The 12,014-nt window shown below is 65.9% G+C and carries 11 protein-coding genes and 1 pseudogene; 3 read left to right on the forward strand and 9 right to left on the reverse strand.

Going from position 1 to position 12,014, the window contains the following annotated elements; all coding sequences use genetic code 11:
* Positions 1 to 26: 26 nt before the first annotated feature.
* Positions 27 to 767: an arsenical resistance protein ArsH gene (arsH, locus tag AC1RNC_RS22380; RefSeq protein WP_066683139.1), complete on the reverse strand. Its 741-nt coding sequence runs from the start codon at positions 765 to 767 to the stop codon at positions 27 to 29.
* Positions 768 to 823: 56 nt separating this feature from the next.
* On the reverse strand, positions 824 to 1,150 hold the full coding sequence (locus AC1RNC_RS22385) for an ArsR/SmtB family transcription factor (RefSeq protein WP_066683138.1): 327 nt from the start codon (positions 1,148 to 1,150) through the stop codon (positions 824 to 826).
* A gap of 82 nt (positions 1,151 to 1,232) precedes the next feature.
* Between AC1RNC_RS22385 and AC1RNC_RS22390 the strand changes: the two genes are divergently transcribed.
* Positions 1,233 to 3,056, forward strand: a complete 1,824-nt coding sequence (locus tag AC1RNC_RS22390) for a Tn3 family transposase (RefSeq protein WP_492888333.1) — start codon at positions 1,233 to 1,235, stop codon at positions 3,054 to 3,056.
* Between the two features lie 53 nt (positions 3,057 to 3,109).
* Here the strand turns inward: AC1RNC_RS22390 and AC1RNC_RS22395 are convergent.
* The 3 genes and pseudogenes from AC1RNC_RS22395 to AC1RNC_RS22405 all read right to left on the reverse strand — a co-directional run.
* A pseudogene (locus tag AC1RNC_RS22395) lies at positions 3,110 to 3,616 on the reverse strand (aquaporin); the annotation flags it as partial.
* Between the two features lie 4 nt (positions 3,617 to 3,620).
* Complete coding sequence (locus AC1RNC_RS22400) at positions 3,621 to 4,154, reverse strand: arsenate reductase ArsC (protein ID WP_101714486.1); 534 nt, start codon at positions 4,152 to 4,154, stop codon at positions 3,621 to 3,623.
* Between the two features lie 11 nt (positions 4,155 to 4,165).
* Positions 4,166 to 4,522 (reverse strand): ArsR/SmtB family transcription factor, encoded by a 357-nt coding sequence (locus tag AC1RNC_RS22405; protein WP_101714487.1) that lies wholly within the window; start codon positions 4,520 to 4,522, stop codon positions 4,166 to 4,168.
* A gap of 56 nt (positions 4,523 to 4,578) precedes the next feature.
* Here AC1RNC_RS22405 and arsH (AC1RNC_RS22410) point away from each other — a divergent pair, with 56 nt between their 5' ends.
* On the forward strand, positions 4,579 to 5,313 hold the full coding sequence (gene arsH, locus AC1RNC_RS22410) for an arsenical resistance protein ArsH (protein ID WP_492888334.1): 735 nt from the start codon (positions 4,579 to 4,581) through the stop codon (positions 5,311 to 5,313).
* Entirely contained in the window at positions 5,310 to 5,819 is a 510-nt protein-coding gene (locus AC1RNC_RS22415; RefSeq protein WP_101714488.1) for an arsinothricin resistance N-acetyltransferase ArsN1 family A, read from the forward strand. The genes arsH (AC1RNC_RS22410) and AC1RNC_RS22415 overlap by 4 nt, the downstream gene beginning before the upstream one ends.
* A gap of 112 nt (positions 5,820 to 5,931) precedes the next feature.
* On the opposite strand, the gene AC1RNC_RS22420 is transcribed toward AC1RNC_RS22415, so the two are convergent.
* The 4 genes from AC1RNC_RS22420 to AC1RNC_RS22435 all read right to left on the reverse strand — a co-directional run bounded on the left by AC1RNC_RS22420 (position 5,932) and on the right by AC1RNC_RS22435 (position 11,862).
* Complete coding sequence (locus AC1RNC_RS22420; RefSeq protein WP_492888335.1) at positions 5,932 to 9,069, reverse strand: error-prone DNA polymerase; 3,138 nt, start codon at positions 9,067 to 9,069, stop codon at positions 5,932 to 5,934.
* Positions 9,066 to 10,541 carry a DUF6504 family protein gene (locus tag AC1RNC_RS22425; protein ID WP_492888336.1) on the reverse strand — a complete coding sequence of 492 codons (1,476 nt, stop codon included), beginning with the start codon at positions 10,539 to 10,541 and terminating at the stop codon, positions 9,066 to 9,068. Before AC1RNC_RS22425 ends, AC1RNC_RS22420 begins: the two co-directional genes overlap by 4 nt.
* Positions 10,504 to 11,265 (reverse strand): ImuA family protein, encoded by a 762-nt coding sequence (locus AC1RNC_RS22430; protein ID WP_244906800.1) that lies wholly within the window; start codon positions 11,263 to 11,265, stop codon positions 10,504 to 10,506. Before AC1RNC_RS22430 ends, AC1RNC_RS22425 begins: the two co-directional genes overlap by 38 nt.
* A 204-nt stretch (positions 11,266 to 11,469) precedes the next feature.
* Positions 11,470 to 11,862 (reverse strand): MerR family transcriptional regulator, encoded by a 393-nt coding sequence (locus AC1RNC_RS22435; protein ID WP_099504407.1) that lies wholly within the window; start codon positions 11,860 to 11,862, stop codon positions 11,470 to 11,472.
* Between the last annotated feature and the right edge of the window lie 152 nt (positions 11,863 to 12,014).

Below are 12,014 nucleotides of genomic sequence, written 5' to 3' on the forward strand. Positions count from 1 at the left end.
CCAGCGGGCCGCGGGCTTCGATGAGATCAGGCCGTTTGCGGCGCGCGCTCGTGCGCCATTGCCGCCTCGCCCAGGACGACATGTTCGGGGATCCGACCAGAGGCTTTGCGCTCGCTGTAGCGGTCGACCAGGTAGTCGGCGCGATCGCGCGTCAGAAGGGTGAACTTGTAGAGCTCTTCCATCACGTCGACGACGCGGTCGTAGTAGCCCGACGGCTTCATTCGATCGTGCTCGTCGAACTCCTTGTAAGCCATGGCGACTGACGACTGGTTGGGGATGGTGATCATCCGCATCCACCGGCCGAGTAGGCGCATAGTGTTGACGGCGTTGAACGACTGCGAGCCGCCGCTGACCTGCATGACCGCCAGGGTGCGTCCTTGAGTTGGCCGCACACTGCCGATCTCCAGTGGGATCCAGTCGATCTGCGCCTTCATGATGCCGGTGATCGCGCCATGGCGCTCAGGACTGCACCATACCTGGCCCTCCGACCACAGCGAAAGCTCGCGCAGCTCCTGGACCTTGGGGTGGTCGGCCGTCGTGGCGTCGGGCAACGGCAGGCCGGCCGGATCGAAGACGCGGGTTTCGGCGCCCATACGGTCGAGGATCCTCTGGGCCTCATAGGTCAGCAGGCGACTGAACGACCGCTCCCGCAGCGAGCCGTAGAGCAGCAGGATCCGCGGCGGATGGGTCGAGATCTTGGGCGGCTCGAGCTTTTCAAGGGTCGGGTGATCGGCGAACTCTGCGGCCAAGGCAGGGAAATCAGACACGGCGGCTCCAAGCAACGAGACTCCTAGTGGAGTCGTGGTTTTGATTCAAAAAAGGGTCAGGCGGCGCTCGGCGCGGCGCAGTCCAGCTCGAGGCCAGCGCAGCAGCTCTCGGTCAGATAGGCCGCCAGGGCCCCCACGAGCTCATAGTTGGCGGTGCAGATCACCTCGCGGCCGCGACGCTCTTGCCGGACCAGGCCGGCCCGCGACAACGCGGTCAAGTGGTGCGACAGGGTCGAGGCCGGGGCTTCCATAAGCCGAACCAGATCGGTGACGTTGGCCCCCGCCGCGCCGGCTCGCACCAGCACGCGGAACAGTCGAAGCCGCACGGGGCTCCCCAAGGCGGCCAGGCCGCCGGCAACGGCGTCTTCAGAGAGTAGCGACATTCACATAACTATATTTCTAGTGAAATAGTGGAGTCAACACGGAGCCGATCACCTTGCGCCTCCTTCGGTGTTAACGGCTAGGGTGTCGAGAGGACCGGCGACAGGAGAAGGCGCGCTGCGCCGGTTCGCCCCGACCTTTCTAGAGCACATACGCTTGCGCGCCGGCACGGGCGGGGCCTCTCTGCTGAAGGCTGTCGAACTTCTGCGAGAGCTCAACCGGACAGCCCGTCGCGAGATCCCCGACGACGCGCCGATGCCGTTTGCCTCCAAGCATTGGAAGGCCCTCGTCAAACCGTCAGGGCCTTCAATCAACAGACGCCTGTACGAGACGGCCGTGATGGCGACGTTGCGCGATCGGCTCAGATCGGGCGATGTCTGGATCGAGGGCTCGAGATCCTACAAGCGCTTTGCCGACTATCTGCTACCCAAGGACGAAGTCGCGGCAGAGGCTGAAGCCTTGCCGGTCGACGTGGAGATGGGGGCCTACCTGGCCGAACGGGCCGGTCTTTTAGATCAGCGCCTGGCGAGCTTCGCGCGCCGCCTGTCGAAGGGCGACTTGGTCGGTGTCGTGTTGAAGGGCGAGGAGCTATCGGTCACGCCGGTGAAAGCCAGCACCCCTGACGAAGCCAGAACCCTCGATCGAGCGATCGATGCTCTGCTCCCGCGGGTTCGGATCACGGAGCTGCTCAGGGAGATCGACGCGCTGACCGGCTTCTCGTCGATGTTCCGCGAACTGCGCTCAGGTAAGGTCCACGACAATCCCAGTTGCATCCTGGCCGCGGTCCTAGCCGACGCCACCAATCTTGGCCTGGAAAGGATGGCCAACGCCAGCCAGGGAGTCAGCTACGCCCAGCTCGCCTGGACGCAGAGCTGGTACTTGAGCGAGGAGAACTATAAGGCCGCCTTGGCCAGGATCATCGAGGTCCACCACGCTCAGGCGTTCGCCCGCCATTGGGGCGATGGCGAGGCCTCTTCATCCGACGGCCAGTTCTTCAGGTCCGGCCGGCGTCGCGGCGGCGCCGCCGAGGTCAACGCTAAGTACGGTCCAGAGCCGGGCTTGCGGATCTACACCCACCTGTCGGACATGCACGGCTCGTTCCATACCCGGGTGCTGTCGGCCACTTCCTCGGAGGCGCCCTATGTGCTCGACGGTCTGATCGGCCGCGGTGGCGGCGAGCACTACACCGACACCGGCGGCGCCACCGACCACGTGTTCGCGCTCTGCCATCTGCTGGGCTACCGGTTTGTGCCTCGCTTGCGCGATCTCCAGGACCGCAGGCTAGCTATCATCGGCGCCAAGCCGCGCCATAGCATCCTCGAACCCCTGCTCGGACGGCCGATCCGCGTCGATGTCATCGAAGAAAACTGGGAGGACATCGTCCACCTGGCGGCGTCTCTGAAGGCCGGTTCCGTCGCACCCTCGGTGATGCTCAAGAAGCTGTCGGCGTTCAAACGGCAAAACCGCCTCGACATGGGCCTGGCCGAGGTTGGCCGGATCGAGCGCACACTGTTCACCCTCGACTGGCTGGAAAGTCCGGAGCTGCGCCGGCGTTGTCAGGCAGGGCTCAACAAAAGCGAGGCCCGCCACGCTCTGGCCCAGGCGGTGTTTGTCCATAAGCAGGGCCGCATCGCCGACCGGACACTGCAGAACCAGGAGCATCGCGCCTCTGGACTGAACTTGGTGATCGCGGCAATCGCGCTTTGGAACACATTATATATGCAGCGTGCCGTCGAGCATCTGCGGGAGAGGGGGCAGGTTGCGCCCGACGACCTTCTTGCCCATCTTTCGCCGATGAGTTGGGCCCATATCGGGCTGACCGGTGACTACCTCTGGGCGGATGCGGCGAAGCACCGCGGCATGAGGCCGTTGAACGACCCAATGGGCGACAGACATTACGCCGCATAACAGGTGTTCTTGGTTCGTACTTTTAGCCGAGGTTTAGCGCACAAACCTTGAGGTGAGGCCAACCAGTAAACGGCGGTGATATAGAGACCCACGGCCATGGGCGTGCTGTCGGGCTTAAAGCGCATTGTCGCCAGGATCGTCGCTATCAGTCCGAAGGTAGCTACGGCTTCGGAGAACGCCTGGGGGCCGCCGGCTCGCAGCTTGGTGGAGACCTGAAGGATCGGCTCGCCAAACATGGCGTGCGCGGCCCAAACACCCAGCACAGCGCCGGCCACCTGGGTGATCGGATAAGCCAGGGCGAGGCGCCACGGCAGCTCTCGCCGCAGCGCCATGATCAGCGTCACCGCCGGATTAAAGTGCGCCCCGGAAATCGGCCCAAAGACCCCGATCAGCACGACCAGGGCCGCGCCGGTAGCCAGGGTGTTGCCCAGTAAGGCGATGGCGACGTTGCCGCCAGCCAAACGCTCGCCCATGATCCCGGAGCCAACCACGACTGCGAGCAGCAGGGCCGTGCCGAGGCCTTCCGCGACGAGGCGGCGCGTGACGCTGAAGGACTGCATACGACTAGGCGGCCGTATCGTCGGCGGTCCTGCTCTGGCCGATCTCGTCGAGGCGACGCTGGAGCGACAGGCGATCCAGCGAGTTCATCGGCAAGGCGCAGAACAGGGTGATGCGGTTGTTGAGCTGGCGATAGGCGTCGGCAAAGGCCAGGGCGATCTCGGCCTCTGAGCCGGCGGCGTCGCCGGGGTTGGGGATACCCCAGTGGGCGCTCATCGGTTGGCCTGGCCAGACCGGGCAGACCTCGCCGGCGGCGTTGTCGCAGACGGTGAACACGAAATCGAGTTCCGGGGCATCCGGGTTGTTGAGCACCGCGAACTCGTCCCAGTTCTTCGAGCGCAGGTCGTCGGTCTTATAGTTCAGGTGCTTCAGCAGGTTGATCGCATACGGATTGACGACGCCACTGGCCATCGAGCCGGCGGAGAAGGCCTTGAAGCGCCCGGCGCCAACGCGGTTCATGATGCACTCGGCCATGATCGACCGCGCCGAGTTGTGGGTGCAGAGGAAGAGGACGTTCATCGGGCGATGCTCGGTGATCATGCGGGCTCCTTTTACGTCAGGCAGGTCCCGTCGCAGGCCTCGGCCCTGGCGACGATCGCGCCGAGCGGGGCGCAGATTTCAGGAGAGCCGTTGCAGCAGTCTTCCATCAGGAAGCCGAGGAGGCCGCTCATCGCGCTGTAGTCCGCTGAATAGATGATCGACCGGCCCTCACGGCGGGAGGTGATCAGGCCCGCGTGCGACAGGACGTTGAGGTTGGCCGACAGGCTGTTGGGCAGGATGTCCAGCGTTCGGGCGATGTCACCCGCCGCAATCCCCACCGGGCCGGCCTTCACCAGCAGGCGGAAGATTGCCAGGCGGCCTTTGTGGCCAAGGGCGGAGAGCATGTTGACAGCGGGCTTTGATTCCATATTTCCAATATGCTCGAATTATCCGACAGTTCAATGACGCAGTTTTGGAGTCGCCCGTGACCGAGTTTCCCGCCCTCGATCCTAAGTTCCTCGCCAAGGTCGACCGTGACCGGCTTGAGATCACGGCGCCGTCGACGCATCCGCCACGCATCTTGCTTCTCTACGGGTCGCTGCGAGAGCGCTCGTTCAGCCGCCTGCTGGTGGAAGAGGCCGCCCGCATCCTCCAGGCCCTGGGCTGCGAGACCCGCATCTTCGATCCGCGCGACCTGCCCTTGCCCGACGCTGTCGGCCCAGATCATCCGAAGGTCCAGGAGCTTCGGGCGCTGTCGCAGTGGTCGGAGGGGCAGGTTTGGTGTAGCCCCGAGCGGCATGGCGCCATCTCGGGGATCATGAAGGCTCAGATCGACTGGATCCCATTGGAGATCAGCAGCGTCCGTCCGACGCAGGGCCGGACCTTGGCGGTGATGCAAGTCAGCGGCGGCTCGCAGTCGTTCAACGCTGTCAACACCCTGCGCCTGCTGGGGCGCTGGATGCGGATGATCACCATCCCCAACCAGTCGTCCGTGGCCATGGCCTACAAGGAGTTCGACGAGAACGATCGCATGAAGCCGTCCAGCTACTACGAGCGCGTCGTCGACGTGATGGAGGAGCTGGTGAAGTTCACCCTGCTGACCCGCGACCGGGCCGACTACCTCGTCGACCGCTACAGCGAGCGCAAGGCCAACGGACGCATCCCCGAGCATGTCGCTCTCGCCGCCGAAGCCATGAACCACGAGACCGCCACCGCATGACCGCCAACACCCTCACCGCTCGTCCGGCGACGATCGCCGACGCCGACGCCATGGCCGCCATCTACAACGAGGGCATGGAGGACCGGGTTGCCACCTTCGAGACGAGCTTACGCACCGCGCAAGACCTTGCAGGGTGGTTCGACGGACAGCACCCGGTCATCGCCGTCGTCGATCAGGACAACCAGGTCGTCGCCTATGCTGCGACCTTCTCATACGCCGACCGCTGCTGCTACGCGGGGATCGCTGAGTTCTCGGTCTATGTCCGGCGGTCCCACCGTGGCAAAGGCGTCGGCGTGGTCGCCATGACCGCGCTGATCGACGCGGCGGCAGAGGCGGGGTTCTGGAAGCTGCTGTCGCGCGTGTTCGTGGAGAACAAGGCCAGCCTGGGTTTGCTGCGTTCGGTGGGCTTCCGCGAGGTCGGAGTGCACGAAAAACACGGCAAGCTCGATGGCGTCTGGCGGGACGTGGTCGCGGTGGAAAGGGTTCTGGAGGCCAATCTCGCCTAGTCAGGCGCCCACAGGCCGCAGCAGCCGCTCCCCGCGGCCGACGCTGTCCTCGCCCACACCCCGCCTGCAAGCCATGGCGATGCTCAAGTGGCCTGCTCGATAGCCGGTAGGTTCAGCAGAAATTGCGACTGCGCTGGGCCCAGGCCATGTCGCCTTGGTCGCCCGATCGCGATTGTAGCGTCTGCAGGACGTCGCCCAGGTCGTGGACCTTGTAGGCGACCAGGTGGACCACATCGCCTTCGCGCTGGATCCGCCCATCGACGCCGAGCAAGCCGGCGCCCAGGATCACCCGGCGCTGCTTCTCGTAGAGCGTTGGCCAAATGACCAGATTGGCCACGCCGCTCTCGTCCTCGATGGTGATGAACATCACGCCCTTGGCCGATCCTGGCCGCTGGCGCACCAGCACTAGGCCGGCGGTCTGGATGAAGTCGCCATCGCGACCCTCACCGACCTTGCGGCAGGGCGCGCGACGCTGGCGGGTCAGATCCGTCCGAAGCAGCGCCAGGGGATGGCGGCGCAGCGACAGGCCAAGATTGCCGTAGTCCTCGACGATCTCGCGACCCTCGGTCATGGCCTTCAGCTGGGGCGCCGGCTCGTTCAGCTCGCTGGCGTCGGGCTGATCGAACAAGGGCAGGGCGGTGTCGCGCAGCGCCTTGATCGCCCACATCGCTTCACGGCGGTGCAGCCGCAGGCTCGGCAAATAGGCGTCGGCCTCGGCCAACTTTCCCAGCATTCCCGGCTTTAGCCCCGAGCGCCGCCAGAGATCGTCGATGGAGGTGTAGGGCTGGTCGCCACGCGCGGCGACCAGGGTGGCGGCCTCCTCGTCGACCAGGCCCTTGATCATCCGCAGACCCAGACGAACGGCCAGGCGCCCCTCGCGGCCGGTCGGCTCAAGGGTGCAGTCCCATCGCGAGCGATTGACGCAGACGGGCCTGACCTCGACGCCATGCTCGACCGCGTCACGCACGATCTGCGAGACGCCGTAAAAGCCCATGGGCTGGGAGTTCAGGAGGGCCGCGCAAAAGGCGTCCGGGTGGTGGCATTTAAGCCAAGACGAGGCGTAGGCCAGCAGCGCGAAGCTGGCCGCATGGCTTTCCGGAAAGCCGTAGGACCCGAACCCTTCCAACTGGGAGAACGTCTTCTCGGCGTACTCCAGCTCGTAGCCCCGGGCGACCATACCGCCCACCAGCTTGTCGCGAAAATGCGTCACCCCGCCGGTCATCTTGAAGGTCGCCATGGCGCGGCGCAGCTGATCGGCCTCGCCCGGTGTGAACCCGGCGCACTCGATGGCCACGCGCATGGCCTGCTCCTGGAAAAGCGGAACACCCAAGGTCTTGCCCAGGACCTTCTCCAGCTCGGGCGTGGGATAGCTGACCGGCTCCAGGCCCTCGCGCCGGCGAAGGTAGGGATGGACCATGTCGCCCTGGATCGGGCCGGGACGAACGATCGCCACTTCGATCACCAGGTCGTAGAAGCTGCGCGGCTTGATGCGCGGCAACATCGCCATCTGGGCCCGGCTTTCGATCTGGAAGACGCCCAGGGTGTCGGCCTTGCGGATCATCTCATAGGTGCGCGGATCCTCCGGCGGAATGGTGGCCAGCTGCAGATGGACGCCCTTGTGCTGGGCGATCAGCGCCAGGCCCTTCTGCAGGCAGGTCAGCATGCCTAAGGCCAGAACATCGACCTTCATGAACTTCAGCTCGTCGATGTCGTCCTTGTCCCACTCGATGATCTGGCGGCTTTCCATGGCCGCCGGCTCGATCGGCACCAGCTCGTCCAGGCGGTCTTCGGTCAGGACGAATCCGCCGGGATGCTGGCTGAAGTGGCGCGGGGTGTTGAGCAGCTGCTGGGCCAGCTCTAAGGTCAGCCGCAGCCGCCGGTCCAACAGGTCCATGCCAAGGTCGACGGCGTGCTTTTCCTCGATCTCCTCGCGCGAGAAACTCCACACTTGGCTCGACAGGGCCTTGGTCATGTCCTCGGGCAAGCCCAGGACCTTGCCCACGTCGCGCACCGCGCCGCGCGGGCGAAAGCGCTGAACGACGGCGACCAGCGCGCAGCGATGTCGCCCGTAGGTGTTGAAGATCCACTGCATCACCGTCTCGCGACGCTGGTGCTCGAAATCGACATCGATGTCGGGCGGCTCGTTGCGCTCCTGGCTGACGAAGCGCTCGAACAAGAGGTCGTTGCGCTCGGGATCGATCGAGGTGATGCCCAGCACGTAGCAGACCGCCGAATTGGCGGCCGAGCCGCGGCCCTGGCAAAGGATATCCTGGGAGCGTGCGAAGCGCACGATGGAATTGACCGTCAGAAAGTAGGGCGCATAGCCCATGATCCCGATCAGCTTCAGCTCATGGTTCAGGGTCGCGCGGACCTCGGCCGGCACGCCGTCGGGGTAGCGCTCGGCCGCGCCCTCCCAGGTCTGCCGCTCCAGGGTCTCCTGGGGCGATCGCCCCTCGTTGACCTCGCTGGGATACTGGTAGCTCAGCTCATCGAGATTGAACCGGCAACGATCGGCGATCGCCACGCTCATCGCCACCGCGTCAAGGTGCTTGGCGAACAGGCGCTCGATCTCGGCCGGCGTCTTCAGATAGCGGTCGGCGTGGCGATCACGCTTGAAACCGACATCGTCGATCGTCGTGCCCTCGCGGATGCAGGTAACGACGTCCTGCAGCATCCGGCGCGAAGGCTCATGGAAGAGCACCCGGTTGGTGACCACCGGGGTGACGCCGGCGGCCCGGGCCATCTGGTCGAGGCGATAAAGCCGCAAGGCGTCGCCGGGGCGCCGGCGCAAGGTAAGAGCCAGGTGAGCGTCGGCCCCGAAAATCGCGGCCACCTTCTTCAGCTGCAGGGCGCAAAGATCGTCGGCTTTGTCGGGGATCAGGATGGCGACCAAGCCCTCGGCGTGGGCGGCAACGTCGTCCAGGTCCAGGTCGCACTCGCCCTTGCCGGCCCGGTGCTTGCCCAGCGACAGCATCCTGCAGAGCCGGGAATAGGCGGGGCGGTCGGTGGGCAGCACCAGCAGGGTCATGCCGTCGCGCAGCGCGAGCTCGCATCCGACGATTAACCGAACCCCCGTGGCCTTGGCCGCGATATGCGCGCGCACGACGCCGGCCAGGCTGTTGCGATCGCAGATCGCCAGCGCCTCGTAGCCCAGGGCGGCGGCCTGGTCGAAAAGCTCGCCCGGCGAGGACGCGCCGCGCAGCAACGAGAAGTGCGAGGCGCACTGCAGCTCGACGTATGGGGCGCTCACGCGAAGATCCCCGCGATGAACCAGCGCTGCGTGCCGGTCGCAGGATCTTCGCCATCGCCGTCGCGGTAGAGCCAAAAGCGCTCTCCGGCATCGTCCTCGACCTGGTAGTAGTCGCGCGAGCGCGCCAGTTCGGCGTCAGCCTTCCACCATTCGCCAAACACCCGCTCGGGCCCATCGGCGCAGCGCACGCGCCGGCGAACCCCGCGCCAGGTGAAGGCGGCCGGCGGCGCGTCGGGCAACAGGGCCACCGTCTCGACCGGTTCTGGCCGGGCAAAGAGTCGCGAAGGTCGGGGCCAATCCAGCGGCCAGCAAAACTCCTCCACCGCGTCGAGCGCGGACGCGGCGCGCACCGAGCGCTCGGGCAGATCGCTTTCGGCCGAGGCCAGGCGATAGACTTGGCCAGCGCCCAAGCGATTGGTCAGGGTGTCGACCAGGGCCGACAGGTCGGTGGGGGCGTTGTTGTCGCCCAGGCTCTCGGTCTGCTTGAAGACCAGCGATTCCGCTCCAGGCGCGGCGAGGATGATCTTCTCCACGCCAAAGCCGGGATCGACGTTTTCGAGCTTTTCGCAGAGCAGCCGGGCCAGACGCTTGGCGTCCCGGGTCGGAGAGGCCATGGCGATCCTGGCCGTCTCGGTACGATTGTCGACCCGCACGAAATAGGCGTCCAGGCGCCGGGCGCCGAGGCTGACAGCTTCCAGCGCCGCGCAGAGTTCAGCGACCAGCTGGGTGACGTATCGCGCCATGGTTTCGGGCGCCCCGATCGGCTCGGCAAAAGCCCGGCGGGCTGTCAGCGTCTCGGACGCCATGACCGGCTCGATGGGCTCGGCGTGGCGGCCGAACGCCTGGTCCAGGCGCCGCACCGGGGCGTAACCGATCCGATGGGTCAAAGGCCCCTTAGGCGTGGCTTCCAGCTCGCCGACGGTATCGAAGCCCAAGCGACCGAGCGCCTCGACCGTGGCGACCGGAAGACGCAGCGCCACCACGGGCAGATCTGAGATGACCCTTCCGATCACGCCAGGATCGGCAACGTAGATGGCTCGCCGGCTGTAGCGGGCCAGGGCGTGGGCCGCGCCCCAGGTGTCGGCGATCGCGACCTGAGACTGCAGACCCACCTTCTCCAGCCGGCTGCGGATGTCGATCAGCATCTTCTCCTCGCCGCCGCGCAGGTGCGCAGCGCCGGTCGCATCGATGACCAGGCCGTCCAGGGCGTCGGGAGCGGCGATGGGCGAGTAGAGACGCTGGGCCCAGAGCGCCAGGCGATGGAGCGCGGCCGCGTCGCCGTCCGCGTCCAGGTCTTGCAGCACCAGGCCCGGGACCATGGCGCTCGCGTGAGCGACGGCCTGGCCAAGTCGAACGCCGGCTTCCACCGCCGCGGTGTTCAGATTGGCCACGGCGCGGCGACGCCCCACCCGCCCGACCATGACGACGGGGACGTCAGGCGGCGGCGCGCTCTTGCCCAGGCTGCGACGCAACCGATCGGTCGGCCACTGCGGTAGGAAGACGGAGATGACCCTTGGCGTCACAGGCTTCAATCTCGATGTCGAAAGCTTCGCCAGCGCGGCAACGCATGAGTTCCAGGAGCCAGCGGGCCCGGCCGACGCCGGCGGTTGGCAGGGGGGAGGAGGGGAGAGCCGACACTCTCCACCGGGTGGTGGCCGCCGTCGGCTGACCAAGATCGGCCGCATCGGCGATCCGTCGCCATCGTCGGATGGCGATCGCCATCTGGCCGCTCTTCTCGGCCGCGAGCTGAAGACGGCGGGACGCTGTCATCGACAGTTTGGCGACCTCGCCGACCACGCCGGCCAGACCGCGATACTTCAGCCCCTCCTCCATCGCCCCCAGGATGGCCGCCTCGTCGCCGGCTTCGGCGAAGATGACACGCTTGGGGGGCAGACCCGCCTGCGCCAGGGCCGGCGCGAAGAGATCGCGCTGACGAAGACACCAGAGCACCGGGCCATCCGCCCGCGCGAGGATCCCGGCCGCGAAGCTTGCTGCGGCGGCGCCATGCAGCGCGCCCTCGGCCCCGCCGGCGACTTCGTGCAGCGCGCCCATTGCCAGACCTTGACCGGGCAACCGCTCATCGATCGCCTCCACGCCGAAAGGCAGGACCCGGCCGCTGGCGCTGTCGGCCAGCTCGATCAGGCGAACCTGACGTCTGAGCGCGTCGAGCGCGGCGGGTGAGCGCGGGAGGGACATTTGAACCAAAACTAAGAAGTTCTATCTTTGTTCTCATCCCGATTTATGAGTCAACGCCGGGTGCGTCCGTGTTTGACGCCCAAGCTCTACGATTCATGCGAAAACGTAAGGGCTTGTGCCGATTCAGATATTTTTTGTCGCAGGCGTAGCAGCGCCTGCTGGTCAGCCAAAGCCGATACCGCCGAGCGCAGGAAGGTCGGCCATCTATCCGGCCAAAGCCTCAATCACCCGGCAGTCGGCAGCCCGGCCGTCACAGGTCGCGGTCACCATGCGCCGCAGTTCGCTGCGCAGCGTTTCCAACTGGGCGATCTTAGTCTCGACATCTTGAAGTTGCCGGGAGGCCAGGGCGTTAGCCTCGCCGCACGGGCGTTCAGGGTTGTCTGCCAGATCCAGCAGGTTGCGGATCGCCTCGACTGAGAAGCCGAGCTGCCGCGCGTGGCGAATGAACGCCAAACGTCGGACGGCGTCGGCGTCATAAACCCGACGGTCGTTGGCCGCGCGCCTCGGCTCGGGGAGCAAGCCAATCTCCTCGTAAAAGCGGATGGTCGGGACCTTGACGTCGGCGGCCTTGGCCAACAGGCCGATGGAGAGGGTCATCTAGAGGGCTCCTTGTTCATACGAATAGGCCCTGGTTCCACAGCGGCGAACGAAATCTTTCGGGCGACGCCGCCCCATCGAACGATGGTTTCGGGCTCTTGCGCTGCATTTCGATAGCTGATTTCCGCCGGGCTCAGCCGAGTAAAGAAAAC

This window comes from Caulobacter sp. GW822-FHT01G02 (genome assembly GCF_058802865.1).

Bases quoted from the DNA above. Each gene is read 5' to 3' on its own strand.
- AC1RNC_RS22405 (WP_101714487.1), bottom strand. From the start codon at position 4,522: ATGGAATCAAAGCCCGCTGTCAACATGCTCTCCGCCCTTGGCCACAAA.
- AC1RNC_RS22400 (WP_101714486.1), bottom strand. From the start codon at position 4,154: ATGATCACCGAGCATCGCCCGATGAACGTCCTCTTCCTCTGCACCCAC.
- AC1RNC_RS22415 (WP_101714488.1), top strand. From the start codon at position 5,310: ATGACCGCCAACACCCTCACCGCTCGTCCGGCGACGATCGCCGACGCC.
- AC1RNC_RS22430 (WP_244906800.1), bottom strand. From the start codon at position 11,265: ATGTCCCTCCCGCGCTCACCCGCCGCGCTCGACGCGCTCAGACGTCAG.
- AC1RNC_RS22385 (WP_066683138.1), bottom strand. From the start codon at position 1,150: ATGTCGCTACTCTCTGAAGACGCCGTTGCCGGCGGCCTGGCCGCCTTG.
- AC1RNC_RS22435 (WP_099504407.1), bottom strand. From the start codon at position 11,862: ATGACCCTCTCCATCGGCCTGTTGGCCAAGGCCGCCGACGTCAAGGTC.